Origin of the sequence: Ochrobactrum sp. CGA5 (assembly GCF_006345815.1) — a bacterium.
In the GTDB taxonomy this organism is placed as follows: domain Bacteria; phylum Pseudomonadota; class Alphaproteobacteria; order Rhizobiales; family Rhizobiaceae; genus Brucella.
Genome location: NZ_VCIG01000038.1, coordinates 843,720 through 869,136 on the forward strand (window position 1 = coordinate 843,720; position 25,417 = coordinate 869,136).

The window sequence follows — 25,417 nt, forward strand, 5'->3', positions numbered from 1 at the left end:
CCCGCTAGCAATTATCAGAACTCAATACCCTTCTGTGCTTTCACACCAGATCTGAACGGATGCTTTATCATCTCCATTTCAGTTACAAGGTCCGCCGCTTCCATCAGCTCGTCCTTGGCATTCCGGCCGGTGATGATGACGTGCTTCATCTCCGGCTTAGCCTTGAGAACTTCGATCACTTCCTCAACCGGCAGATAATCGTAGCGAAGCACGATATTCAGCTCGTCACAGAGCACCATATCGTAGCTTTCATCCAATATCATGGTTTTGGCTTGTTCCCATGCTCCACGTGCCATGGCAATGTCCCGTGTGCGATCCTGTGTCTCCCAGGTGAAGCCTTCGCCCAGCGCTGAAATCGTCACCTGTTCAGGGAATTTTTCGAGCACCCAGCGCTCGCCCGTGTCCCACGAGCCCTTGACGAACTGCACCACGCCGATCTTCATTCCATGACCCAGCGCACGGAAAACCATCCCGAAACCGGCAGTCGACTTGCCCTTGCCCTTACCGGTATGGACAATCACCAGCCCTTTTTCCTCGGTCTTTGTCGCCTGAATTTTGTCGCGGGCGGCTTTCTTCTTTCGCATCTTGTCCGCATGGCGTGCATTCAGTTCCTCTTCCGTCATCGAAAGAAGTTTTTCCGATTTCTCAGCCATTTACCGCCCTTTCCAGATTCAATTTTTGAAGATTTGAACTCAATGTTTCCAGCTCGAACCGCGCGGAGTTGGAGCGAGGCGTCCAGAAACCGCGCACGATGGCATCGTTGAGTTTCGCTGCCGTTTCGGCAAGTGCTGCCGGGTTTTTCTCGGCCATGAAATCATGCACCGACTTGTCAGCGATATAAGCCTGATAGACAGCCTCGAAATGATGATTTCCGACCTTGCCGGTGGTCGCTGCAAAGGCAAACAGATAATCAACCGTCGCCGCAATCTCTGCCGCACCCTTATAGCCGTGGCGCATGACACCTGCGATCCACTTCGGATTGGCTGCGCGCCCACGTACGACGCGCGAAAGCTCTTCTTCCAGCGCGCGGATTACTGGCTTTTCTGGGCGGGAATGGTCGTTGTGATAGACCGAAGGCATTGCGCCGCTCAAGCTTTCAACGGTCGCAGCCATCCCACCTTCGAACTGGTAGTAATCATCGCTATCGAGAAGATCGTGCTCGCGGTTGTCCTGATTCTGCACAACAGCCTGAACCGAACGAAGCCGTTCCTCAAGAAGACCGCGTTCAGCCTGTCCGTCTTCACCCGCACCGTAAGCGTAACCTCCCCAGACAAGCCAGGCTTCCGCCAGATCATTGCGTCCGGCCCAGCCGTTCTCGTCAATCAGGGCTTGCAAGCCCGCTCCATAAGCGCCAGGTTTGGAACCGAAGACACGATAGCCCGCACGGCGCTCCGCCACCTTTTCATCCGCCCCTTCCGCAACGAGACGTGCCCGCTCAATCCGCATGCGTGCTGCAATTGGGTTGTCTTCCCCGTCTTCATCAAGCGCGCCGACCGCGCGCACAGCTTTGTCGAACAGCGAAATCTGTTCAGGGAAGGCATCACGGAAGAAGCCGGAAATGCGCAATGTCACGTCGACCCGCGGACGGCCAAGCTTTGCAATTGGAACAACTTCGTATCCCGTAACACGACGCGAGGCCATATCCCAGACCGGCTTCACGCCGATCAGCGCCAGAGCCTGCGCAATGTCATCCCCGCCGGTGCGCATATTCGACGTGCCCCATGCGGTCAGACCGCACGATGTCGGCCATTCACCATGATCCTGTGTGTAGCGGGTAATCAGGAGTTCGGCCGATTTACGCCCCAGCTCCCATGCTGCGGGTGTTGGAACGGCGCGACTATCGGTAGAGAAGAAATTGCGACCGGTCGGCAAGACATCGGGACGCCCCCGCGTCGGAGCACCAGATGGTCCGGGCGGCACGAACCGCCCGCCAAGTGCTGCAAGAAATCCATCTATTTCACAAGGTCCGCAGGAAACCACCATAGGACGCAAATGTTCCTCGATGGACTGGAGAACCGCCTGCGTCTGAGGCCAACCCGCAGGACACTCGATCTCACCCGCAACCAAGCTGGCGGCCAGCAGTTCGATACGCTCCACCGTATCGCCCGCAATGCGCCATGTCGCTGGGCTCACAGCGCATAACAGTTCAGGTTTTGCACCCGTCCATGCCTCTGCCATATTGCAGTCGAGGGGGTCGAATGTTTCGTCAAGCCCGCAATCCGCAGCGATCGCACGCTGGAGACTCTGATCTCCCGACGCACCGCCAAGCGAAACCGGAACGCCTCGCGGCACACGTGCCAGTGCGACCAGAAGGTCGGTCAGTAACCTGCCTTCAGGTGCCAGCCCAAAAATATGCAGACCGTCACGTATCTGCATTTCTTTGAGATCGCAGAGATAGGCGTCAAGTTTTTGCAACGCCATGTCTTCATCGTCATGGTCGTGAATACCAGCATCGCGATCAAGCCCAATGTCACGCACCAGATCAAGTATCTGCCCTTTCAGCCTCAGCAGGCGGCGTGGGTCAACACCGGAAGCCTCGTAATATTCGTCCACCAGTGCTTCGAGGTCTTTCAGCGGCCCATAGCTTTCGGCGCGTGTCAGCGGCGGCGTCAGATGGTCAATGATAACCGCACTGGCGCGACGCTTGGCTTGCGTGCCTTCGCCCGGATCATTCACGATAAAAGGATAGATATGCGGTGTGGGACCGAACACGGTTTCAGGATAGCAGTTTGCCGACAAGGCAAGCGCCTTCCCTGGCAACCATTCCAGATTTCCATGCTTACCCATATGAACAATGGCATCAATGCCTGCGACCTCACGCAGAAAAGCATAGAAAGCAATATAGCCGTGCGGTGGCACCAGGTCAGGCGAGTGATAGGTTTCTTTCGGGTCGATATTGTAACCGCGTGCCGGCTGAATACCTACAAAGGTTTCACCCAGCCGCATCATCGGCAATGCGAAAGCGACAAGTTCTCGCGCAAAATAGGGGTCATTTTCCGGGCCACCCCATCGCCCTTCGACTTCCTTCTGAATCTCGACAGGAAGTTTTTTGAAGAAGTCCTTGTATTGATTCAGCGAAATCGTTTCGCGGATTTCGCGTCCGTCACGTGCAGCATTGGTCGGGCCCGCCGTCAAGACACGCATCAATGCATCACCGTCCACAGGCAGGTCAGCGACGGGATACCCGCCCTTCGCCATAGCCTGTAATACTTCGACAGTTCCGGCTGGCGTATCGAGCCCTACCCCGTTTCCGAGCCGCCCATCTCGGTTCGGGTAATTCGCGAGGATCAGCGCTACCCGTCTTGCGTCAGGCGGTTTCCGCCTCAACCGCACCCAGTTCGCAGCGAGTTGGGCCACAAAGTCAACGCGGTTTTCATGCGGCTCGTGGGTCACGATATTCGCTTCCACCGAAGCATCGAACTGCTTTGCCGATTTGAAGGACACGGCACGTGAAAGCACCCGTCCGTCCACTTCGGGCAGCGCGACATTCATCGCCAGATCGCGCGCCAACAAGCCCTGATGTGAGTTTTCCCAAACCGCCTTCGGTGTACCGGAAAAAATCACCTGCAATACCATGTTGCCACGTTTGTCGAGGACGGTCGGCTTGCGCTTCGCGCCCGGCGAGGAAATGGCAAATCCGGTGGCATTCAATACAATATCCGGCGGACAATCCTCGAACAGACCATCGACGACGGCTCCAGACAGTCGATCCTTGAGGCTCGAAACGAATATGGGGAGCGGATTGAGACCTTTTGCCTGTAAAGCAGCAATCAGCGCTTCGACGGGCTGCGTCTGTCCGCTTTGCACCAGCGCCCGATAAAAAATCAGGCCAGCGACAGGTGCTTTTGCATCGCTCCAATGCGAGCCGATGCTACCCAGGGAGGAGACATGCTCTCCCGGCCACCAAAGACCGGCCTTGAGCAGGGGAGCAGCGCTTTCCGGCTTCTCCGAGCCTGAAACCAGTGCAGCGCAATAGTGAAGGAAAGCGCCTGTATTCGCCGCACCGCCCTCAATCAGATACTGCCAGAGTTCATTTCGTTCATGGACACTGATCGTAGAAAACCGGTCCAGCCCATGGTCCGGCTTGTCGTCTCCCGGCAATACGGCAATCTTGATGCCATGACTGACCGCGCAGGCATGCAATGCCTCCAGCCCATACGGCCAGTACGTCTCGCCGCCGATGATGCGCACCACAATGAGTTTCGCATATCGGGCGGTACGTTCCACATAGGCGTCCACCGACATGGGATGGGTGAGGCTCAGGAAATTGGCCAGCCGCAAGCTTGGCATATCCGGTGCAAGCCTGTGCGCCTGCGCCAGACTGGCCAGTTCGGTATCGGCGGCGGAAAGAAACAATATCTCTCCCGGCGTCTGGCCGAGATCGACAGCCTCATTGCCGTCGCTGATTGTTCCTTTCTGGGCAAGAAGAAGATGCATCGGTCAGACGGCGTCTTTCACGGCCTTGGCGATGGCTGCTTCGTCAATGTCGTGCAAGCCGATAACGACCAGTCGCGTGGAGCGTGTCTCGTCCTTGTCCCATGGGCGGTCGAAGTAATGCTCAATACGCGGACCGACCGCCTGCACAACCAGACGCATCGGCTTGCCAGGCACATCAACAAAGCCCTTCAGACGTAGAATATCGTGTTCAGCAATGACCGCTTTCAGCTTAACCGTAAATTGCTTGGGATCGGCAACAGGGCCCGCCTCAACCACAAAGCTCTCGAATTCGTCGTGATCGTGCTCATGCCCATCTGCATGATGGATTTCATGATGAGACTTACGGTTGGCGATGTCGTCTTCCGTGCCGACACCGAGACCAAGCAAAACATCAGCTCCAAGCTTGCCAAAGCTTGCAGGAACCATATTCACGCGGCGCGGCGAACGTTCTGCCACATCGGCCTTAACACCGTCCAGCCTCGATGCATCAATCAGATCGGCCTTGTTGAGAACAATCAGATCGGCAGCATGAATCTGATCCTCAAAAAGCTCCTCTAAGGGGCTTTCATGATCAAGAGATTCGTCGGCCGCCCGCTGCGCATCCACCTTGTCGTGGTCATCGGCAAAACGACCTTCGGCGACGGCTGCGGCATCGATCACCGTCACCACACCATCGACTGTCACCTGCGTTTTGATTTCCGGCCAGTTGAAAGCCGCGACCAAAGGCTGCGGCAATGCCAGGCCGGAGGTTTCAATCACGATGTGATCGGGACGATCAGCACGATCCAGGAGCTTGGTCATAGTCGGGATAAAATCATCGGCAACAGTGCAGCAGATGCAACCATTGTTGAGCTCGATCACATCTTCTTCGCGGCAGGTCTCGATACCGCAACCTTTCAGAATACCGCCATCAACACCGAGATCACCGAACTCATTGATGATCAACGCAATGCGCTTTCCGTTGGCATTTTCCAGCAGGTTGCGAATCATCGTCGTCTTGCCCGAACCGAGAAAACCCGTGATGACTGTTGCGGGAATTTTCTGTCCCTGCATCAATTTATCCCTTCATCTTGAGCGGCAGCCCTGCCGCAATAAAATAAACTTCATCCGCAACCGCGGCCACTGCCTGATGCAGAAAGCCCGTATGATCGCGAAATTCCCGTGCCATGCGATTTTCGGGCACGATCCCAAGTCCAACTTCGTTCGAAACAAAAACCACGGGCCCGGTGAGGTCCGGCAGCACGGTGACCAGACTAGCCGTCTCTGCCGTTATATCGCGCCCGGCCATCATCAGATTGGTCAACCACAAGGTCAGGCAATCAACCAGCACAAACCGATCTTCGGCAACGTGTAATGTCAGCGCCCCGACCAGATCGAGCGGCTCCTCCACGGTCTGCCATTCGGAGCCGCGCCGGTCACGGTGAATGGAAATGCGGCTTTCCATCTCCTTGTCGAAGGCGCGTCCTGTAGCCAGATAGAACGGCTGAAGCCCCGAGGACTCGACCATCTTCTCCGCATAGGACGACTTGCCCGAACGGGCTCCGCCGAGAACCAGAACAGATTTTCCCAGCGAAACCATTTTCGTCAGCCCTCAATCTCAGAGGATGCATAGTGCTGGATGAACCAGCCAAGTGTGAGGCCGATCACCGCCCACATGAACAGGTTCGTCGCCAGCGAGGCGACCGCATATTGCGACGCAAGCAACGACGGAACCGGAGAGGAAATATCTTCTGGATGCGGTGCACCATAAAGATGCGGCGCGACAATCAGCACCAGCCCGAGGATCTTCGCCCAGATCTCCTGGCGCAACACGATGAGATAAAGCCCCAGGCCGCTCAGCACCACGGTTGCAATCCACCATAGCTGACGCTGGGCCAGATCAGCCGCCGGCATTGCCGGCAACTCTGGTGACAATCCCAATGCGGGCAGAAACGCGACTGCAAAAAAGCCCACAATGCCCCAATAAATGCCATTCTGCACCGTAATGCGACGCCCAAGAAGCAGCGCCACGCCACCGAGCAGCAAGGCGAAGCCCGCTCCTGCCACGAGATTGGCGAGAATCGTATTGCCCAGTCGTCCGAACGGCAGTTCGGCCCCTTCCTCTTCAGCATCGGCAGCAATGGCACCATGATCATGCGGTGCAGCTTCTGCCTCGCCGTGGCTGTGGCCAGCGCCAGCACCTTCGTACGTCTCCGCCTGTATGATCAAAGGCACTGTCTTCAGATACATGGCAGGGGTAACCAGCAGCCCGGCCAGAAGACCGGCCGCAAGCGTTGCCAACAAATAACGGATCAACATCTCTGTCCCTCAATAGCAATTTAGCGCCGATGGCCGTCCGCCATCGAGCCTTGCTCAGCTTCAATTCTCAAAAAGGTTAGGCTACTCAGTGGCAGGGAAAACCATAAGAATGGCGCGTATCATGTGCTGAATCGTGCAGCGTATCGGAATGGGCAAGCCCCACGCCATAAATCAGGAACGCGCCGAGAAGCAGCGAAATCACAGCCGTGCCCAAACGGGCAGCAAGCGGTATTGCAAGTGCGCTGGAAACAGAATCTTGAGTACGTGCAGCCATGACAACCTCCGTGCAGGCAGCAGGGAAAAACCTCCCATGGGGTGCGGGTTCTATACCCTCACGCAACAGGCAGGTCTCCTGGCTCACGGGTCGCGGGGATTGAAGCTACCTTCCCAGAAGCCTTTAATGCTTCCAGTGGTTACCGGCTGCCCGGCTTGCCTCGTCCCTCACCGCTCTACAGTCGCGGGGTCGGCTGCGATAAAGACGCCCGGATTGGGTCCGTCCGTCGCATTCCCTTTTTGGTATTGCCGGGATTCGTCCCGGCAAAGACCTGTTGCATGGTGTTGACACTAGGCTTTTGCCCCATCGCCGTCAATCGCGACCGATGATTGGAGACCTCATTTCAAATTGAACAGCGCATTGATATCGAGATGCGTTTCCAACCCTTCGGCCAGCTCATCCAATGCAGCTTCAACGCCTGCGCGATAATTCACGAAACTGCTACGCACACCGAGATTGTGTAAAAATTTGCGGCGAAACTCGTCCGCATTGAAAACGCCATGGAGATAGGTCCCCATGATGCGGCCGTCAGGCGATATGGCTCCATCGGCATGTTCGCCAACACGGGCGAAAGGCCGCCCCATATCCGGTCCGGTCGTGCGACCGATATGAATCTCATAACCTTGCAGCGGCGTATCATAAAGAAGCGAGGTCGCCTGCACATTGCGAACCACTTTTTCAGGCTCCATCACCGTATCGATATCAAGAAGCCCAAGGCCGTCAATATCACGCACATGGCCCTCCATTCCGGCGGGGTCACTGATATGACGGCCAAGCATCTGGAACCCGCCACAAATACCGAGCACGTGACCGCCCCGTTTCACATGAGCAGACAATTGGCGATCCCAGCCATTGTCCCGAACTGCCTGCATATCGGCTATCGTTGACTTAGTTCCCGGCAGGACGACAAGACCCGCATCGCCGGGAATGCTCGAACCGGGCGGCACCATGACCACTTCGACATCCGGTTCAGCCTTCAATGGGTCGAGATCATCGAAATTGGAAATGCGCGGCAACATCGGCACAGCGACCACGAACGCCTTCTCGTCTCCGCGTACAGCGCGCTCAAGAACAACCGAATCCTCCGCTGGCAGCCGCGATACCGCCTTCAGCCATGGAACCACGCCAAAAGAGCGCCAGCCGGTGAACCGACCAATGGCAGCCAGCCCGTCATCAAAAAGTGAAAGATCGCCCCGGAACTTGTTGATCAGAAATCCGCGAACCATGGCGCGATCCTGTTCGGCAAGAATAGTGTGCGTGCCAACGAGGGAAGCAATCACGCCGCCCCTGTCGATATCACCGACCAGAACAACCGGGACATTGGCCCGCGTGGCAAATCCCATATTGGCAATATCGCCAGCCCGCAGATTGATTTCAGCGGGCGATCCCGCCCCTTCCACCAGGACAAGGTCCACGCCTTCGCTGGTCCTCGCGAAGGATTCCATGACAGCCGCCATGAGCTGTGGTTTTAATTCCTGATAATAGCGTCCGCGCGCTTCGCCCCGCACCCTGCCCTGCACCACGACCTGGCTGCCCATGTCGGTCTGCGGCTTCAGAAGTACCGGATTCATATGGACAGACGACGGCACGCCGCAAGCCAACGCCTGCAACCACTGAGCCCGACCGATTTCACCGCCGTCATCACTAACCGCAGCATTATTGGACATGTTCTGGGGCTTGAACGGGCGAACATTGAGACCGCGATTGCGCGCGACACGACATAATCCGGCGACAAGAACACTTTTGCCGACGTCCGAACCCGTTCCCTGAAACATGATTGCGCGTGCCATGTGCTGCTGCCTAGCTTAAACTGAACCTCGTGGCAACGGGAGCTTGTGCGGCGAGCGTCTATGCAAAAATGCGCATCAGTTTATTACAAATGTGAGCAACATTATTCCACTGGAGCGTTGGCAGCCTTCTATGGTTATGCTCTAGTCCGGGAAAAGAGGCGCGGTGCTACAGGGAGGAAACCATGGATGCTGCCGACCAGACCCAGTTCGAACTGAACGAAGATCAGCTTGCCATTCAGGATATGGCGCGAGCTTTCGCCAGCGACCGCATTGCGCCCCGCGCATTGCAATGGGATCGCGACAAGCATTTCCCGGTTGACGTACTGCAAGAGACCGGGCCGCTCGGCATGGGCGGTATTTATGTGCGCGAAGATGTAGGTGGCTCGGCGCTGAAACGGCTCGACGCAGTGCTGATTTTTGAAGCGCTGGCCAATGCATGCCCTTCATTTTCGGCTTTCGTCTCCATTCACAACATGGCCGCATGGATGATCGACACTTTTGGCAATGATGAACAACGCCAGCGCTTTTTGCCGAAGCTCACATCAATGGAATCGCTTGCCAGCTACTGCCTGACCGAGCCCGGTTCTGGTTCGGATGCTGCTGCCCTCAGAACACGGGCTACACGCGATGGCGGCCATTATATCCTCAACGGTTCCAAGCAGTTCATTTCCGGCGCGGGCGCCACAGATCTCTATGTGACGATGGTGCGTACCGGCGAGGACGGCCCCAAGGGAATTTCCACCATCGTTGTGCCAAAAGATGCACCCGGCCTGTCATTTGGCGCGAATGAAATCAAGATGGGCTGGAATGCACAACCGACAAGAACTGTCATTTTCGACAATTGTCGCGTCCCGGCGGAAAACCTTCTCGGTGAAGAAGGAGCCGGCTTTCGCATAGCGATGGCAGGACTCGACGGTGGTCGGCTCAATATTGCCGCCTGCTCGCTTGGCGGTGCGCAATCGGCACTCGACAAGTCGCTGGAGTATTGCAGCCAGCGAAAGGCTTTCGGCCAGAGCATTGATCGTTTTCAAGCGCTGCAATTCCGCCTGGCTGACATGGAAACCGAACTCTCGGCGTCTCGCCTGCTTCTTTACACGGCGGCCAGCAAGCTCGATCGCAAAACCCACGATGCGGGTAAATGGTCGGCGATGGCCAAACGCTTTGTCACCGACACGGGATTCGATGTGGCAAACCAAGCGCTTCAACTTTTCGGTGGCTATGGCTATCTGCATGAATACGGGGTGGAAAAGCTTGTCCGCGACTTGCGCGTGCACCAGATCCTCGAGGGTACGAACGAGATCATGCGTGTGATCATTGCGCGCCAGATGATCGGACGTTGATTCTAAAGTGCATCCCGGAAAGTGTGAAACGGCCTTTTTGGATAAGACGCCCGCACTTCAAGTTAACAACCGCCAAGGGAGGAATTCATCATGGCCACAATAGCATTTATCGGCCTTGGCAATATGGGCGGCCCGATGGCTGCCAACCTCGTGAAAGCCGGCCACACTGTCTGCGGCTTCGACCTTTTGCCGCAACATCTGGATGAGGCGAAGGCCAATGGCCTCTCGATAGCTTCGAGCGCGCAGGATGCAGTTGCTGACGTCGACGTGGTCATTACCATGCTGCCAGCCGGAAAGCACGTTCTCTCCGTCTATGAAGATATTGCACCAAAAGCTCGAAAAGATTCACTTTTCATCGACTGTTCCACTATTGATGTGGATTCGGCGCGCAAAGCACATGAACTTGCCGCAGATCATGGACATCTTTCCATCGATGCACCTGTGTCCGGCGGCACCGGTGGCGCTTCGGCAGGTACGTTGACGTTCATGGCTGGCGGCAGCGACGAGGCGTTCAAGCGCGGAGAGCCTATCCTGCAGCCGATGGCGGGAAAGATCGTGCATTGCGGCGGCGACGGCGCAGGACAGGCTGCAAAGATATGCAACAATATGATCCTCGGCATCTCTATGATCGGTGTCAGCGAGGCTTTTGTTCTGGCTGAAAAACTGGGACTGTCCCATCAGGCACTCTTTGATGTGGCGTCAACATCATCAGGGCAATGCTGGTCACTGACAACCTACTGCCCAGTTCCTGGGCCCGTTCCGTCATCACCTGCAAACCGCGACTACAAACCCGGCTTTGCGGCAGCATTGATGCTGAAGGACCTCAAACTTTCACAGGAAGCCGCTCAAAGCGCTGGTGCGGAAACGCCGCTTGGCGCGCATGCACGGGAACTTTACAATCTTTTTGACAGTGAAGGTCATGGCGGCGAAGACTTTTCGGGCATCATCAACTACCTGCGCGCCAAATCCGGGGCAAAATAAACAATTGTCCATGCAAAAAACTTGCATTGTTTAGATTTGCTTAAGTCTCTGATAACCGTACGGTAACGATGTTGGACTAGAAAGGAGCAAGAGACGGGTTCACCCCGGCTCGACGCTCCGGATCTGGTACTGCGTACCGGAGCTTAGTATATCCCGCCAGTGTATTGTTCGGCGGAGATGCCATGCGTAATTGGCAAAACCGTGCGCCTCTGGCAGCGCGGTTTTTGCCATTTAGGCCTATAAATAGTTGCCTGAATCTGGCCTCCGGCTCTTGATCCCGCAAAATTGCACAATTACACGGCTTTGTTACAAGACTTTTCGAGCCGTTCAATTGAAATCTGGACATAATCCTGTGAAATGCAGAGTGCTTCCGGTAAAGCCTGCACAGGTTATTTTTTATTCAGGGCAATGAGTTTGACTGCACAACAATCAGCCACCGCTGTTTCTCCTGCCGACAGAAAGTTTTTTGGCCTGCCCTTGGCGGTAGTTTTCGTGCTGTGCTATTTTGCGTTCCAGACCATTCTTGTGGCCGTTGTTTCCAATGGTGCCGGTCTCGATGACGCCGAACAACTCGCCAATATTGGTTATCTGGATTGGGGATACGGCGGATCGCAACCCCCTCTTTATACATGGATTACCAGTCTGGTGACGGCAGTGCTTGGCACATCAATGCTTACGCTCCAGATCGTAAAGTTCAGCATTCTCGCAAGTCTTTTCCTGAGCGTTTACGGCGCTATGAGATTGCTTGGCTTTTCGCGCATTGTCGCGTCAGCCGGTATGCTTGGCCTGTTTCTCATCCCGCAAATCGGTTGGGAATCTCAGCGCGCCCTGACGCATTCGGTTGCAGGCACAGCGGGTTGCGGCTGGGCCTTTCTGGCTTTCGCTTGGCATATGCGCGCGCGTCGTGCAGGCTCCGCTGCCGCGCTTGGCGTCGCCATGGCTGCCGCGCTACTCGGCAAGTTCAATGCCTCCTTCTTCCTGATCATGCTAATCGTGACGGGACTCCTCATTCCAGAATATCGCCGCATACTGCTTTCCAAGTTGAGCTTAGTTACGGTCCTCGCATTTGCCATCTGCTTTGGACCAACTGCGTTCTGGATGTTTGCGCACAAATCGAGCGTCTTGGCACGCGCCAACAAATTCGAGATCGGCGCTTCAGGCAACATTTTCTTCGACCGGCTAATGGGCGTCGAGAGTCTGGTCGAGGCGGCATTTCTGTTCTCGATCCTGGCACTGGCAATCGCAGGCATTATCGCACTCATTCATTGGAAGAAAAAGACAGCCCCCTCTGCACCGCTTACTGTCGGTGAGAAGTTCATACGCCTCCTGATTTTCATGGGGCTGGTTATCGTTCTGGTCGGCGTTGTGGTTACCGGCGCGAATAACGTAAAAGACCGTTGGCTACAGCCGGTTCTCTTTCTCACTCCGGCGCTGATGGCCAGCCTTATCGGACGTTATCGGATAGGAAACAGGGCGCTGATTGACTATGCCGCTGTCAGCGCGGCCGTTGCACTTATTGTACCTCCGGTCCTGGGCTACTACCTCACTTACGGTTCAAATTCGCCACCCTATGGCCAGCTTGACTATCGGCATCTTTACGAAGAAGTGCAGGCAAAAGGCCCGTTCAAGACGATCCTGACGGACAACGCACAGATACCGGGCAATTTCAGATTGTTTGATTCGTCATTGCGGGTGGTGCATCCTGAAACGCCGGACACGAGAGCACATCTGACACCACCCGTGCTCGTCATGTGGTTTGGTGGCGCTCTGCCGAACGATCGTGTCGCAGTGCTACTGCACAATGCGAATATCCCTGTGCCTCAAAACGGAATCACCACCACCACTATTCAATACAGAACCTGGCCAGATAAGCACATAACAGTCAGCTATTTTCTGGTTCCCTAAAGAAAGGCCCGGAATATCCGGGCCTTTTGTTCTCTTTACTCTACCGCCTCCTGAACCGCATGAGCGGTGCCTTTTACGTCGCGGCCGACGCCGCGAACAGTATTCGCACAGGACGCAAGCGTAAATGCGCAGAGAACAATAGCAACAGGGACAAGTCGGGTCAACTTCATGACAGTCTCTCCAGTGGGATACACGTTTCCGCTCTCTTGAAGGAGCAGACGCATAGAGTTCCAAGCCTATTCAAACCAGTTATGCCTCCCGCCACATACGAAAGCCCCTGCCCGGCATCTGGCGGTGAAGCCGATTCACTCGGCTGTCACAAAAGAAATCTAGCGCAGCGTTTTTCACTGGCAAGAGAATGCATTAGCTCCACCCCCAATAAGCTGTGAGTTGCCCTCAGCAGGAGCGAAAAGTCTCGAAGCGCCCTGAACGGCGGTAGCCTTCGAAAACATTTCGTAGATGATCGGCAACGACCTGAATGTGCGGCCCGGCTTCGGGTTTCACAACCATGCCCAGCTGATAACGGCCAAGAGCAGGTAGGCCATGCTCAGGTCCCAAAGCAACGAGTCCATCACTCAATAAGGTTTTACCGAACGGTGCAATGGCGAGATCGGCCATGATCGCCGCCCGCTGCCCTGTCGAATGCGAGCTCATGTAGGCAATGCGGTAAGGACGACCACTGCTTTCGAGCGCTTCCAGCGCACTGCCGCGCCAGGCGCAACCCTCTTCCCAAATGGAAAGCGGTAGAGGTTCGCGACGATACGCCGTGCCGCACTTGGCCCCGGCCCAAACCAGTTCCTCATCAAGCAGAACTTCTACGTCGCCTTTGTTGAGTATTGTTTGAGAAATGTTGATCAGCGTCACATCCAGCCGACGCTCGTCAAGCCGCTTGCGCAGATTGCTACTCTGGTCGATCACCACGTCGACCGTTACGCCGGGATGGCTTTCAGCAAAACGCTTCAACACCAATGGTAGCACGCATTCGCCGATATCATCCGGCGAACCCAATCGTACAACGCCAGTCACCGTAGGCGCGACAAACTTCGATACCGCTTCTCTGTTGAGCGCCAGAAGGCGACGCGCATACCCCAACAGAATCTCGCCATCGCTCGTCAGCGTGACGGAGCGAGCATCTCGATCGAAAACAGCGACACCAATCTGTTCTTCCAGCTTCTTGATCTGCATTGAAACCGCCGATGGCGTGCGAAACACAGCATTCGCCGCAGAGGAAAAACTTCCCGTATCGGCGATCGCCACGAATGTTCGCAACACATCAATATCAAGCATTGGGAGGGGATGTTGAACGGGCGCTGTCATCACGAACTCCGTCGTCGGCCGATGATTCAAATTTTCTGATCTTAAGCCTTTCTATATTTCGTTTGATTGAAGGTCAAGTCGAATGCACATTCAAGACACAAAAAGCAAAGCTGTAGCGAAAGTACGAACCGAACCCTCTGAACAAGGAGAGAGAAAATGACCGTTCAGTGCCAATCTTCTCCCGATGGCCGGACAACTGTCATGGGTCTTACGACAACATCGTCCGTTGCGAAGGCCTCATCATGGTTTCTGGAATTTTACGCCAAAGTGCAAAAGCAGATGGAAGTCTGGTCTTATGAGCGTCGCGTGAGACGGAGCCGTCGTTCGCTGGAAGCTCTACCCGAGCATATATTACAGGATATAGGCTGGCCAAACGTGGATGACCATTTGCCGGACATGGCCAGAGACACGGTGAAATCCAAGCGGAGGCAGTAAAGCCGAATGAGGGCCATCATGCGATACGCCCTCAATTTCCCGACATTAAAATACCTTTTCGCGGCAGGCATTTAGCCGCACTTTGCAACCTACCCGTTCTGTGTCTCAATAGAACTCTATCTTGTTTGCGCCATCACCGTCCCCCTGTAAATCCGGGTTGACGCGACAAGATCACCGGTCTGAAAGCGACCGGAGAAAACCGGGCTCAAGACCACCCGGAGTCGAGACGGAGACACAAGGCTTCAGCTGCGTCGGGAACCGCCGCCAAAGCCTTCGAGAATGGGAATGATCGGACATGATCCAGGCTTCATCGGTTAAGCGATCTATTGTCTTTTTTCTTGTTCCAAACTTTTCGATGATTGCGTTCGCAACAGCTATTGAGCCATTGCGCATCGCAAATCGAATGCTTGGTTATGATGCCTATCAATGGCGATTGACATCGGTTGATGGAAAACCGGTGACCGCATCCAATGGCGTGGAATGCGCAGTCAATGCTTCGCTGGAAGACGAGCGGCGTTTCCTACAGCGTGAGCAGCGCCCGTCGATGGTCTTTGTCTGTTCCGGTGTGTACGTGGAAGAATTCAGGAACAAGTCTGTATTCGCATGGCTGCGCGAGGAGTATAATCGCGGCGTGGCTGTCGGTGGACTTTGTACCGGCGCCCATATATTGGCTGCGGCTGGCCTCCTTTCTGGCAAACGCTGCGCAATTCACTGGGAGAACCTGCCCGGCTTCTCGGAGGCCTTTCCCAAAGCCGAAGTCTATGCCGACCTCTTTGAGGTCGATGGCAATCTCTACACTTGCGCGGGCGGAACCGCGTCTCTCGACATGATGCTGAAGCTGATTGGCGATGATTTCGATGCCAACCTGGTCAACAAGATTTGCGAGCAGGCACTAACAGATCGCGTCCGCAGTCCACAGGATCGCCAGCGCCTGCCCCTGCGCGCCCGGCTCGGCATTCAGAACTCCAAGGTGCTGACAATCATCGAGATGATGGAAGCCAATCTTTCGGAGCCGCAGGCACTGATCAATGTCGCGCATACGATTGGTCTTTCACGGCGCCAGGTAGAGCGTCTTTTCCGGCAGGAGATGGGTCGGTCGCCGGCACGTTATTATCTGGAAATTCGTCTGGATCGTGCACGGCATCTGTTGCTGCAATCGTCCATGCCTGTCGTAGAGGTCGCAGTCGCCTGTGGCTTCGTGTCGGCGTCGCATTTTTCCAAATGCTATCGAGAATTATACGGACGCTCGCCGCAACAGGAACGGGCAGAGCGCAAAATGCTTATCGCCGCTTGAGCACGACAAAGAAAATTGGAGCTGCGCCTCGAGGGAGCAGCTCCATTCCGTCAACTTTTAAATAAAATCAAAGGCATAAAAGCTTTTCTGGAATCACCTTCACAGGTCAAACATTTTATAGACCTCGGATTGATGAACGTGTCGCGAACAGAACAGCGTACACTTGGTCCACCTGAATTTCCAGAAGCAGCGATGCAGTCGTCTGACGCTGCGAATATGTCGTATAAAGGCAAATGTCGTGACTTGCTAACGACTATGGTTTTGTCAAACACCAACTAGAATGGGCCCAGTTATTACGGAGTCATTGGGACCGCTCTATCCATCTTTTTACGCATTGTCCGACGCAAAACCGCTTCGCACTTTTGCAGGAAATGCTCTAGGGACGCATCAAATGGCAGAGTTTCCTAAAAAAGCTAAAGTTGTGATTGTCGGACTTGGCGGTATCGTTGGCGCCTCGGTGGCGCACCATCTGATCGAGCGCGGCTGGGACGATATCGTCGGCATCGACAAGTCCGGCATACCGACCGATATAGGCTCGACTGCCCATGCGTCGGATTTCTGCTATGCGACCAGCCACGACTTTCTCTCCTGCTGGACGACGCTCTATTCAATCGATTTCTATGAAAAGATGGGGCATTACGCTCGCGTCGGCGGCATTGAGGTAGCGCGTGTCGGTGACGATGCCCGCATGGACGAGATCAAGCGCAAGGTCGCATCGGGTAAAGCTTTCGGCACCCGCGCTCGGCTGATGGAACCGGCGGAAATCAAGGAGAAATTCCCGCTTATCGAGGAAAGTCTGGTTCAAGGCGGCCTGTGGGACCCGGATGCTGGTCTGGTTATCCCACGTTCGCAGACTGTCGCCGGCAAGCTGATTGATCAGGCGGAAGCTGCTGGCAAGTTGCAGAGCTTTGCCAACACACCGGCACAGTCCTTGATTGTTGAAAACGGGCGAATCAAGGGTGTTGTCACGCATCGCGGTACCATCGAAGCTGACTATGTCATTATCTGTGCGGGTCTGTGGGGTCGCCTCATCGCCGAAATGGTGGGCGAAGACCTGCCCGTCATGCCGATCGACCATCCGCTCACATTCTTCGGGCCCTATAACGAGTTTGAAGGCAGCGGCAAGGAAATCGGCTGGCCGCTCATGCGTGATCAGGGCAACTCTGCCTATATGCGTGATACCGGCGATCCAAAGACTGCCGAAGGTGGTCAGATTGAATGGGGGTATTACGAAGAAAAGAATCCGCGCTTGTGTCACCCGCGCGATCTTCTGGAAAAGCACGAAGCACGCCTTTCGCCGTCGCAGCGCGATCTTGAGATGGACCAGATTCTGGAACCGCTTGAGCGGGCAATCGAACTGACGCCTATTCTGGGCGAGCTTGGCTATAATGAAAGCCACTCGTTCAACGGCTTTCTGCAGGTCACGACCGATGGTGGTCCCTCCATGGGTGAAAGTCAGAAGGTGCGCGGTCTGTGGTATGCGGTCGCCATCTGGGTCAAGGACGGCCCCGGCATGGGCAAGCTCATTGCAGACTGGATGACCGATGGGCGTACGTCAATCGACCATCACGCCGTTGATTATTCCCGCTTCTACCCGCACCAGATGACCGAGCAGTTCATTTGGGACCGCTGCACAGAAACAGCGATGAAGGTCTACAATCCGGCGGTCCACCCGCGCGAGCCTTTCTCCAAAGGGCGCAATATCCGTCGTTCTCCGTTCTATGAACGCGAAGTGGAGCTTGGCGGCCATTTCATGGAGCTTGGCGGTTGGGAGCGTGCACACGGCTATGCCGCCAATGAACATCTCCTCGAAAAATATGGCGACCGCGTACCAGTGCGTGAGAACGAATGGGACAACCGCCATTTTTGGCGCGTTTCCAATGCAGAACATCTAGAGCTGACCGAAAATTGCGGCATTATCAATCTTTCGCACTTTGCGATGTATGATATCGAAGGGCCTGATCATGTCGAACTGATGGAGTGGTTATGCGCTGCCAAAATTGGTGGCGATGCCAATATAGGCAAGGGCATCTATACCCATTTCCTAGACGACGAGGGTATGGTGCGCGCCGACTTCACGGCAATCCGCATGGCAGATCGCATTCGCATGATCAATGGCGCCGATGCCGGGCCTCGCGACTTCCATTATATGCGCCGTGTGGCCGAAGATAAGGGTTTCAACGTCACGATCACCGATGTGACGGAGGAATACGTCACCGTCGGGATCTGGGGGCCGAATGCGCGCGAGAACCTGAAGAAGGTCGTTGAGAACCCGGAAGGTCTTGACGCGGAAAACTTCCCCTTCGCTGCCATCAAGCCAATCCGGATTGCAGGCAAGGATGTTACCGCATTCCGTATTTCCTATGTCGGTGAACAGGGATGGGAATTGCATATGCGGTACGAAGACGGCCTTGCCATTTGGGATGCGCTTCGCTCAACCGGGGTTATTGCAGTGGGCGTGGAAACCTATGCCAACACCCGCCGCATGGAAAAGAGCCTGCGCCTGCAGAACGCCGATCTGCTGACGGAGTATAACCTCCTCGAAGCAGACCTTGCCCGCCCGAAGGTCAAGGAAGCGGACTTCCGCGGCAAAGCAAAGCATGTGGAGTATCGCTCCCGCGAACATCAGCCTGCGATGCTCTGCACACTCACAATGATCGACAATGTGGATTCTAAAGGCGTCGCGCGTTATCCGGTCGGCATCATGCCGGTACAGGATCCCGAAACGGGCCAGACGCTCGTCGACGAGCTGGGCCGTCGGTCTTTCACCACCTCGGTCGCCTATGGTCCGACAATTGGCAAGAACATCGCTCTCGCTTATCTGCCCTGGGCCTATTGTCAGGAGGGCCGCAAACTGAACGTGGAGTATTTCGGCGAGACATATCCGGTTGAAGTGGTCTCGATAGGCTATAAGCCTCTCTACGACCCGGAAAACCTCAAGCCTCGCAGCTAAGCAGAGACGCTTTCAGTATAAAAAGCCGAGGCAATAGTTCGGCTTTTTTGCAATGGGAAAATGAAAAGACTATTTTACTGTGGCTTTGCCGCCGCTGAGCATAATCGTTTCGTCGCCAGTCAGAGCTTCGCGATCGCCGTTCGGAAAAGTCACGAAACAGCCAGAGGGGCAGAATTCGACAGTTTCGCCGGGTGCGACAATCATCTCGCGCTTTGAAGCACCTTCGGTGACCACAATCGTCTGGGGTCCACTATCATTGTTGGAAATCTGCGCGGCATATGCGCTGCCTGCCGAGACTACGAAGCCTATTGCTGCACCGAGAACGAGCTTACCCAAGTTGTTGACCCGATTCCTGTTCATTCCTTCCCGACCTTTCCATCGCTCCCGCCGCAATATGTTCAATGTCGTAGGAGCCCCATTACGCTCTGATATCCTCTTTATAAGCGGACAAAACTGAACTGCAACTGAACGAAATTTTCATCACGCGCGATCGTCAGTATCTTCTTTGGTCTCAGGCTTCTGTGCGTTCGGCTTTTTCGTCTTGGCTGCGGAGGAAAGCCCCCTTTCCTTCTGCATCAACTCTGAAAGCTTCTCGATTTCAGATACGCCGAGCACCAAATCGGTCTTCGAGGAGCCCAGATGCAATCCTTCTTCATGGAAGCGCTCGACAATCTGGAACCGCAGTTCGTTCTTTATGCCGCCTGTCGATGTAATGTCGGCCACATGAGCGTAGACATCAAAGGCCATCAGTGAATCGTTCATGCTTTGAAACGAAACAAAGGGTTCCGGATTCTTCAGGATTGATGGATGCCCCCGAACGATTTCGAGAAGCAATGCGTGAATCCGCCGAGGGTCTGCCGTATAGGCAACCTGCACATTGATATCGATGCGCCCAAGCTTGTTGCGATGCGTCCAGTTTCCGACATTGCCGTTGATGAGCGTCGAATTCGGCACGATGATCGATTGCTTCTGGAAGGTTTCCACCTCCGTTGCACGCACACTAATCTTCTTGACGATACCACTGACCGTACCAGCCTCCACCCAGTCTCCAACCTTGAACGGACGTTCTGCGAGAAGAATGAGACCGGAAACGAAATTCTGGACAATATTCTGGAGGCCAAAACCGATACCAAGAGAAAGACCACCGGCAATAAGAGCGAGGTTCGACATATTGAACCCGGCCGCCGATACACCTATCAAGGCCGCAAGACAGAGCCCCACGTAACCAACGACTGTCCGGATGGAATTGCGAACACCGGAATCGACGCGCCCGCGCGCCATAACGCTGTTATCGAGCCAATTCTGGAACCAGCGCGTCAGCAAATAACCGATCACGAACAGCAGAACGCCCGTCAAAAGACCCATGAACGAGATCGAAATGTTGCCGATCTGGAAACCGGTCATCAACTGATAGAAGGTGTTCTTCAGTTCGGCCCACTGGAAGCCAAGCTGCATCAGAACCAGCGGAATGCCGATCAGGACAACAACGAGATTGATCAGAATGCCTGCCAAAAGACCGAGCTGATCAAGCGTTGCGTCGTCTAAATGAAAACGCTCCCGCATTGCCTTGCCGACTTGACTGGAGGCGAAAGCCTGCTCCTCCGAAATCGCACGCCCTGTCAGGAAGCCCATATACATCGTAACGAGAAATGCACCTGTCACCACAATCTGCTGCGATATGAAACGGGCCATACCGATATAGCCGAACAGCGCAGTCACGATCGGCAACAGCCCCAATAAGATAAGAAATATCCTGAACGCGCGCGGCCAGGATCGGATAACTCCGTCCTTTTTACGTTCGATCGGCTTCAAAAGCGCAATCGCCAGAATGAGAACACCGACCATTACGGTGGCCAGCAAGCTTTTCGCCATTGTTAGAGACAATGGCGACGACAGTATCCGGTTGACGGTTCCAAAAAAGGAATCGAGTCCGCTTGTCAGCGCAGTTCCCGTTATCAGCCAGCTCAAAATACGTCCCGGACGGGGTGCGACCGGAACCAGACGCCATTGCGGCATATCCGAACTGATGCAAGCAAACGCCAGTCGATGAATGAAAAAGACAAACCCCAAAACTACGAACAACGACTGAAGGAGAGCAGCAATATCCGTTCTCAACACATTGAAATAATTGAGAGAAAAATAGGTCGTCGCAAGAAAGACACCCACAGCCGAAGACGGTATTACCGTCGACCAGAACGCTACCGACAGGCGGCTTAGATAAGACGGCGAGCCAACAGTCGGATCACGTTGGTAAAGCGTTCCAAGAAAGCGTCTTGCTCCCAACTGGATCACCAATGCTACAGCAAGCGCAAAGAACGCGGCAGCAAGGAACGACTTGAGCTTGAACGTGCTTACAAAACGCCACCAGGATTGAACGATGCGCCAAAGAGAAATCATCTGGTTGCTGGCGGCCGATGCAACCTCCGCGCCGAGTGTCGTGTCGAGATTCACGCGCTGGGACAGGGTGCGTGCAAAAAGATCGCGACGCATATCGCCAATTTTTGCAGACATCTGATTAACGGACAGCGACGTATCTTCCGTCTCGCCGACAATAGCATTTATTTCCGCCTTCTCTGCGGTAAGTCGGGTGCGCTCTTCACTGACGATTGCCGGTTCCGTCGGCTGATCGCCCGACGGTGCAGGTCCCAGTTGTTCCAGTCGCGTGTTGATTTCGCTGAGGCGCGGTCGAAATGCTACACCAGCCTCCAGGAGCTTCTTTGAAAGAGCGTCCAGCTGAAGCTTGAGGTTAGCCAGCGATTCATCGTTCGAAGCGACCTTTGGAAGCTGGTCGCTGATCTGCTTTGTCTGCTGCTTCAGATCATTGATGACAGGCTTCTGCTGTTGAACGACGCTGGATACCGGCGCAGGCGCCTGTTGCGGTTCAGTGACAGCAGGCGCTTGCTGGGCTTTGTCGTTTTGGGAAGTCGCGGCTGGCGCAGTTTGAACCGACTGTTTTTTGTCCTGCGCGTGGGCGGACGTAAAACTGCCGAGCGGCATGGCGCTGACCAGAAGAGAAAATGCAAGGACGCGAAACGTGGATGGATATGCCAATTCAGTTCTGCCGTTAAACAAGACATGGTTTCAACATAAAGCGCCCTAAAACGGATGCAAGGCGTCGCTGCCTGCGAGGCAGTGTAGCGTGCAGGAAACAAGGTCCATACCGTATTAGACGAGCCTTGATGCCAGTATTTCCTTGTTCGTACGAACACAAATGATTAATGAGGATTCGCAATGAGTGTGAAAAGCTGGCTCAACTCCACGGATAGACTCTAAAGAAAGTCTTGGCGATTTGATGAAGGGCATGAAAAACACGGAGCAGCACAAACGGCATGGTTTCATGCTGTTCGTTACGTGCGTTCTGTCGTTTACAGCTTTTCTATTCGCTGTAGATTTTTCAACGCTCGACGAAGATGCGGCTCGCGGTCACTCCGGCGGCATTATGGCAAGGCAGGTCGAGAGCAGTCCCGCACCGCCCGTGCGCCAGCAGTCCACCCCTTCACCGCAGCCTATGCGGGCAATCCTGATTGAATCTATCGCGGCCAAGATCAAAACCGCTTATCTCGACCGCAACGGATCGGCCCTCCCGGGCGTAATGGTAGCGATTGTTCTTCCAAAGACGAGATCAGCAGAAACGGCGCTTAATTTCGCGCGCCTCGCAGTATTGCAGAGACATTTCGGCTCTGCCCGTGCGCCTCCAAAAAGCGCATAATACGCCAATCTTGATGATTGGCCCTTACCAATCCTAAAGCCATTACAGAAAATGCCCGTACCGCCATTTTTAACTGGCAACTGGGCCTACTAACCGGAACCTTGATCCATGCGTACTTCGAAATGGGTGGTTGTGCTTTATAGCCTGGTCGTCGCGATCGGCATCATAATCGCTTTACCCAACTTTTTTACCCAAAAGCAGCTTGAGGCGATGCCGTCCTGGTTCCCGAAGCGTCAGGTGACGCTCGGTCTAGACCTGCGCGGTGGCTCATATCTTGTGCTTGAGGTCGATGCTGCCAGCCTGAAAAAGGACCGGCTGCGCTCCCTGCTTGACGATGCCCGCAGCAAACTGCGCGCCGAACGCATCCAGCCGCAGTCGATCCGTGTTGTCGGCGACGCTGTTGTCGTGACCATCCCCGATGCCGATCAGCGCGCCAAGGCGGATACCGCGCTGCGTACCTTGATCTCGCAGGTCAACACCAGCGGTTTCGGTACAGCGATTAATGACATTGATGTTGCCTCAACTGACAATCAGGTACGCCTGACCCTAACAGAAGCGGGCTTCAACTACCGTCTCGACGCAGCTCTCCAACAGAGCCTTGAAATCATCCGTCAGCGCGTCGACCAGGTTGGCGTCGCTGAACCGTCTATTCAGCGTGTAGGCTCGGATCGTATTGTCGTTCAGCTCCCCGGACTTCAAGACCCGGCGCAGCTTCGCCAGCTTCTCGGAAGCACCGCGAAGATGAGCTTCCATATGGTCGCCGATGCCAATCCGAACGATGCGCCGCCTCCGGGCGTGACCATCATGCCGGATTCCAAAGACCCGAACATCAAGTATCCGATTGAAGATCAGATTGCCCTTTCCGGCGAACGTCTGACCGATGCACGCGCAGGTTTCGATCAGCGCACCAATGAGCCGATCGTATCCTTCCGGTTCGATAGTCTGGGCGCACGCCAATTCGCGGACATCACGACGAAGAACGTCAATCGTCCATTCGCAATCGTACTCGATGGCAAGGTGCTGAGCGCACCCGTTATCCGTGAACCGATCACCGGTGGCTCAGGCCAGATTTCCGGTAGCTTTACGGTTCAGGATACTGTCGTCCTTTCGGCACTCTTGCGCGCTGGGGCCCTGCCCGCTCCGCTGACCGTCATCGAAGAACGTACGGTTGGTCCTGATCTCGGCGGTGACGCCATCAAAATGGGCCTGATCACGGGTATCGTCGGTTTCGTGCTCGTTGCGGTCTTCATCCAGCTCCTTTATGGCGTTTGGGGTACCATCGCCAATGTGGCGTTGCTGCTCCACACCTTGCTCACCTTCTCGGCTTTGAGTCTTATTGGTGCAACGCTGACCTTGCCCGGTATCGCCGGTATCATTCTCGGTATCGGTATCGCGGTTGACGCCAATATTCTCATCAACGAACGTATTCGCGAAGAAACGCGGCGCGGCCTCGGGGCCATGGCCGCGCTTGATAAAGGCTTCCATAGCGCCTTCTCCACCATTGTTGATGCCAACGTTACGTCCCTGATTTCGACTTTGCTGCTGTTCACCTTCGGCACAGGGCCGGTCCGTGGCTTTGCGATCACCATGATGCTCGGCATCGCGATCTCCATGTTCACCGACGTGACGCTCGTCCGGATGATGATGGCTTGGTATGTTCGCAAACGTAAGCTGAAAGTGCTCATCATTGAGCCGTTCCTGAAATTCGTCCCGGAAAAGACAAGTATCGGCTTCATGAACGCCCGCTTCATCGGCATTGGTACCTCAATTGTGCTGTCGATCCTGTCGCTTGGTCTGTTCTTCAAGCCGGGACTGAATTACGGCATCGATTTCAAGGGCGGCATTCAGGCCGAAATTGTCACGTCGCAATCAGCCGATCTGGCACAGTTGCGTGCCAAACTTGGAGCGCTGGGGCTCGGTGAGGTGGCGCTACAGTCAGCGGGTAGTCCAAATGATGTTCTGATCCGCATCCAGCGTCAGGAAGGTGGTGAGGAAGCGCAAACAGTCGCCGTCAACAAGATGCGCGAAGCAGTGACCGAGCTTGACCCTGGTATAAAAATCGAGCGGACTGAAGTCGTCGGACCGAAAGTCTCCGGTGAGCTGGCCCGTTCAGGCTTTATCGCCGTCATCCTCTCTGCACTCGGGATGCTCATCTATCTCTGGTGGCGTTTCGAATGGTTCTTTGCGATGGGCGCGATCATAACGCTCATTCTCGACACCACGAAGATGGTCGGGTTCTTCGCTCTGTTCCAGCTCGACTTTAACCTGACCGCCATCGCAGCGCTTTTGACCGCTATCGGTTACTCGGTAAACGATAAGGTCGTGGTTTATGACCGTATGCGTGAAAACATGCGTCTTTATAAATCGAAGCCGCTGCGCGAGATCGTCGACATGAGCATCAATCAGGTGCTCGTCCGCTGTATTTATACATCAATGACGACATTCCTATGCATGCTTCCGATGGCTATCTGGGGCGGTAGCGCGGTTCATAATTTTGCCGTGCCGATGCTGTTCGGTATCTTCATCGCAACATCTTCGTCGATCTTCATCGCCGCTCCGATTCTGCTTCTGCTGGGCAACTGGTGGCAGCACCGCAAGGAAGCGCATCAGGCTATTGAAGACAGCGCCGCCGCGCAGAAATAAGTCGTTTGCCGGGCAAGGTTCAGGCCTTGTCCGGCTCCCAC

General features: G+C 55.0%; 19 protein-coding genes and 1 riboswitch. Of the genes, 8 read left to right on the forward strand and 11 right to left on the reverse strand.

Going from position 1 to position 25,417, the window contains the following annotated elements; all coding sequences use genetic code 11:
- Positions 1 to 14: 14 nt before the first annotated feature.
- From cobO to FJQ48_RS17275, 7 genes are all read right to left on the reverse strand, one after another.
- Positions 15 to 653 carry a cob(I)yrinic acid a,c-diamide adenosyltransferase gene (gene cobO, locus FJQ48_RS17245; protein WP_139976137.1) on the reverse strand — a complete coding sequence of 213 codons (639 nt, stop codon included), beginning with the start codon at positions 651 to 653 and terminating at the stop codon, positions 15 to 17.
- On the reverse strand, positions 646 to 4,437 hold the full coding sequence (gene cobN / locus FJQ48_RS17250; RefSeq protein ID WP_139976138.1) for a cobaltochelatase subunit CobN: 3,792 nt from the start codon (positions 4,435 to 4,437) through the stop codon (positions 646 to 648). The genes cobO and cobN overlap by 8 nt, the downstream gene beginning before the upstream one ends.
- Positions 4,438 to 4,440: 3 nt before the next feature.
- Positions 4,441 to 5,490 carry a cobalamin biosynthesis protein CobW gene (gene cobW, locus FJQ48_RS17255; protein ID WP_139976139.1) on the reverse strand — a complete coding sequence of 350 codons (1,050 nt, stop codon included), beginning with the start codon at positions 5,488 to 5,490 and terminating at the stop codon, positions 4,441 to 4,443.
- Between the two features lie 4 nt (positions 5,491 to 5,494).
- Positions 5,495 to 6,016 (reverse strand): bifunctional adenosylcobinamide kinase/adenosylcobinamide-phosphate guanylyltransferase, encoded by a 522-nt coding sequence (gene cobU / locus FJQ48_RS17260; protein WP_139976140.1) that lies wholly within the window; start codon positions 6,014 to 6,016, stop codon positions 5,495 to 5,497.
- 5 nt (positions 6,017 to 6,021) lie between these two features.
- Positions 6,022 to 6,735, reverse strand: coding sequence for a CbtA family protein (locus FJQ48_RS17265; protein ID WP_139976141.1), 714 nt, complete (start codon positions 6,733 to 6,735; stop codon positions 6,022 to 6,024).
- Between the two features lie 85 nt (positions 6,736 to 6,820).
- Entirely contained in the window at positions 6,821 to 7,009 is a 189-nt protein-coding gene (locus tag FJQ48_RS17270; protein ID WP_139976142.1) for a CbtB domain-containing protein, read from the reverse strand.
- Positions 7,010 to 7,059: 50 nt separating this feature from the next.
- Positions 7,060 to 7,299, reverse strand: a riboswitch (cobalamin riboswitch).
- Positions 7,300 to 7,347: 48 nt separating this feature from the next.
- Positions 7,348 to 8,799 (reverse strand): cobyric acid synthase, encoded by a 1,452-nt coding sequence (locus FJQ48_RS17275; protein ID WP_139976143.1) that lies wholly within the window; start codon positions 8,797 to 8,799, stop codon positions 7,348 to 7,350.
- A gap of 182 nt (positions 8,800 to 8,981) precedes the next feature.
- On the opposite strand from FJQ48_RS17275, the gene FJQ48_RS17280 reads away from it, so the two are divergent.
- The 3 genes from FJQ48_RS17280 to FJQ48_RS17290 all read left to right on the forward strand — a co-directional run bounded on the left by FJQ48_RS17280 (position 8,982) and on the right by FJQ48_RS17290 (position 13,025).
- Positions 8,982 to 10,139 (forward strand): isobutyryl-CoA dehydrogenase, encoded by a 1,158-nt coding sequence (locus FJQ48_RS17280; RefSeq protein ID WP_139976144.1) that lies wholly within the window; start codon positions 8,982 to 8,984, stop codon positions 10,137 to 10,139.
- 90 nt (positions 10,140 to 10,229) lie between these two features.
- Positions 10,230 to 11,120: a 3-hydroxyisobutyrate dehydrogenase gene (gene mmsB / locus FJQ48_RS17285; RefSeq protein WP_139976145.1), complete on the forward strand. Its 891-nt coding sequence runs from the start codon at positions 10,230 to 10,232 to the stop codon at positions 11,118 to 11,120.
- Between the two features lie 408 nt (positions 11,121 to 11,528).
- On the forward strand, positions 11,529 to 13,025 hold the full coding sequence (locus FJQ48_RS17290; RefSeq protein WP_139976146.1) for a glycosyltransferase family 39 protein: 1,497 nt from the start codon (positions 11,529 to 11,531) through the stop codon (positions 13,023 to 13,025).
- Positions 13,026 to 13,060: 35 nt separating this feature from the next.
- Here FJQ48_RS17290 and FJQ48_RS17295 read toward each other — a convergent pair whose 3' ends face one another.
- On the reverse strand, positions 13,061 to 13,195 hold the full coding sequence (locus FJQ48_RS17295; protein WP_139976147.1) for an entericidin A/B family lipoprotein: 135 nt from the start codon (positions 13,193 to 13,195) through the stop codon (positions 13,061 to 13,063).
- Between the two features lie 226 nt (positions 13,196 to 13,421).
- Positions 13,422 to 14,342 carry a LysR family transcriptional regulator gene (locus FJQ48_RS17300; protein ID WP_139976148.1) on the reverse strand — a complete coding sequence of 307 codons (921 nt, stop codon included), beginning with the start codon at positions 14,340 to 14,342 and terminating at the stop codon, positions 13,422 to 13,424.
- 156 nt (positions 14,343 to 14,498) lie between these two features.
- On the opposite strand from FJQ48_RS17300, the gene FJQ48_RS17305 reads away from it, so the two are divergent.
- From FJQ48_RS17305 to FJQ48_RS17320, 3 genes are all read left to right on the forward strand, one after another.
- Complete coding sequence (locus tag FJQ48_RS17305; RefSeq protein WP_139976149.1) at positions 14,499 to 14,777, forward strand: DUF1127 domain-containing protein; 279 nt, start codon at positions 14,499 to 14,501, stop codon at positions 14,775 to 14,777.
- Positions 14,778 to 15,072: 295 nt separating this feature from the next.
- Positions 15,073 to 16,071, forward strand: a complete 999-nt coding sequence (locus tag FJQ48_RS17310) for a GlxA family transcriptional regulator (RefSeq protein ID WP_139976150.1) — start codon at positions 15,073 to 15,075, stop codon at positions 16,069 to 16,071.
- Positions 16,072 to 16,462: 391 nt separating this feature from the next.
- Entirely contained in the window at positions 16,463 to 19,024 is a 2,562-nt protein-coding gene (locus FJQ48_RS17320; protein ID WP_139976152.1) for an FAD-dependent oxidoreductase, read from the forward strand.
- A gap of 69 nt (positions 19,025 to 19,093) precedes the next feature.
- On the opposite strand, the gene FJQ48_RS17325 is transcribed toward FJQ48_RS17320, so the two are convergent.
- Together FJQ48_RS17325 and FJQ48_RS17330 are read right to left on the reverse strand one after the other, a co-directional pair.
- Positions 19,094 to 19,384: a hypothetical protein gene (locus FJQ48_RS17325; protein ID WP_139976153.1), complete on the reverse strand. Its 291-nt coding sequence runs from the start codon at positions 19,382 to 19,384 to the stop codon at positions 19,094 to 19,096.
- 120 nt (positions 19,385 to 19,504) lie between these two features.
- Complete coding sequence (locus FJQ48_RS17330) at positions 19,505 to 22,075, reverse strand: mechanosensitive ion channel family protein (protein ID WP_139976154.1); 2,571 nt, start codon at positions 22,073 to 22,075, stop codon at positions 19,505 to 19,507.
- 241 nt (positions 22,076 to 22,316) lie between these two features.
- On the opposite strand from FJQ48_RS17330, the gene FJQ48_RS17335 reads away from it, so the two are divergent.
- Together FJQ48_RS17335 and secD are read left to right on the forward strand one after the other, a co-directional pair.
- On the forward strand, positions 22,317 to 22,733 hold the full coding sequence (locus FJQ48_RS17335; RefSeq protein ID WP_139976155.1) for a hypothetical protein: 417 nt from the start codon (positions 22,317 to 22,319) through the stop codon (positions 22,731 to 22,733).
- A 108-nt stretch (positions 22,734 to 22,841) separates the two neighbouring features.
- A complete protein-coding gene (secD, locus tag FJQ48_RS17340; RefSeq protein ID WP_139976156.1) occupies positions 22,842 to 25,376 on the forward strand; it encodes a protein translocase subunit SecD in 2,535 nt (844 codons plus the stop codon).
- The last annotated feature ends 41 nt before the right edge of the window (positions 25,377 to 25,417 follow it).

What these genes read in the sequence shown, in the direction of transcription:
- cobO (WP_139976137.1), bottom strand. Translation starts at nt 653, where the DNA reads ATGGCTGAGAAATCGGAAAAACTTCTTTCGATGACGGAAGAGGAACTG.
- cobN (WP_139976138.1), bottom strand. Translation starts at nt 4,437, where the DNA reads ATGCATCTTCTTCTTGCCCAGAAAGGAACAATCAGCGACGGCAATGAG.
- cobW (WP_139976139.1), bottom strand. Translation starts at nt 5,490, where the DNA reads ATGCAGGGACAGAAAATTCCCGCAACAGTCATCACGGGTTTTCTCGGT.
- cobU (WP_139976140.1), bottom strand. Translation starts at nt 6,016, where the DNA reads ATGGTTTCGCTGGGAAAATCTGTTCTGGTTCTCGGCGGAGCCCGTTCG.
- FJQ48_RS17265 (WP_139976141.1), bottom strand. Translation starts at nt 6,735, where the DNA reads ATGTTGATCCGTTATTTGTTGGCAACGCTTGCGGCCGGTCTTCTGGCC.
- FJQ48_RS17270 (WP_139976142.1), bottom strand. Translation starts at nt 7,009, where the DNA reads ATGGCTGCACGTACTCAAGATTCTGTTTCCAGCGCACTTGCAATACCG.
- FJQ48_RS17275 (WP_139976143.1), bottom strand. Translation starts at nt 8,799, where the DNA reads ATGGCACGCGCAATCATGTTTCAGGGAACGGGTTCGGACGTCGGCAAA.
- FJQ48_RS17280 (WP_139976144.1), top strand. Translation starts at nt 8,982, where the DNA reads ATGGATGCTGCCGACCAGACCCAGTTCGAACTGAACGAAGATCAGCTT.
- mmsB (WP_139976145.1), top strand. Translation starts at nt 10,230, where the DNA reads ATGGCCACAATAGCATTTATCGGCCTTGGCAATATGGGCGGCCCGATG.
- FJQ48_RS17290 (WP_139976146.1), top strand. Translation starts at nt 11,529, where the DNA reads ATGAGTTTGACTGCACAACAATCAGCCACCGCTGTTTCTCCTGCCGAC.
- FJQ48_RS17295 (WP_139976147.1), bottom strand. Translation starts at nt 13,195, where the DNA reads ATGAAGTTGACCCGACTTGTCCCTGTTGCTATTGTTCTCTGCGCATTT.
- FJQ48_RS17300 (WP_139976148.1), bottom strand. Translation starts at nt 14,342, where the DNA reads ATGACAGCGCCCGTTCAACATCCCCTCCCAATGCTTGATATTGATGTG.
- FJQ48_RS17305 (WP_139976149.1), top strand. Translation starts at nt 14,499, where the DNA reads ATGACCGTTCAGTGCCAATCTTCTCCCGATGGCCGGACAACTGTCATG.
- FJQ48_RS17310 (WP_139976150.1), top strand. Translation starts at nt 15,073, where the DNA reads ATGATCCAGGCTTCATCGGTTAAGCGATCTATTGTCTTTTTTCTTGTT.
- FJQ48_RS17320 (WP_139976152.1), top strand. Translation starts at nt 16,463, where the DNA reads ATGGCAGAGTTTCCTAAAAAAGCTAAAGTTGTGATTGTCGGACTTGGC.
- FJQ48_RS17325 (WP_139976153.1), bottom strand. Translation starts at nt 19,384, where the DNA reads ATGAACAGGAATCGGGTCAACAACTTGGGTAAGCTCGTTCTCGGTGCA.
- FJQ48_RS17335 (WP_139976155.1), top strand. Translation starts at nt 22,317, where the DNA reads ATGAAGGGCATGAAAAACACGGAGCAGCACAAACGGCATGGTTTCATG.
- secD (WP_139976156.1), top strand. Translation starts at nt 22,842, where the DNA reads ATGCGTACTTCGAAATGGGTGGTTGTGCTTTATAGCCTGGTCGTCGCG.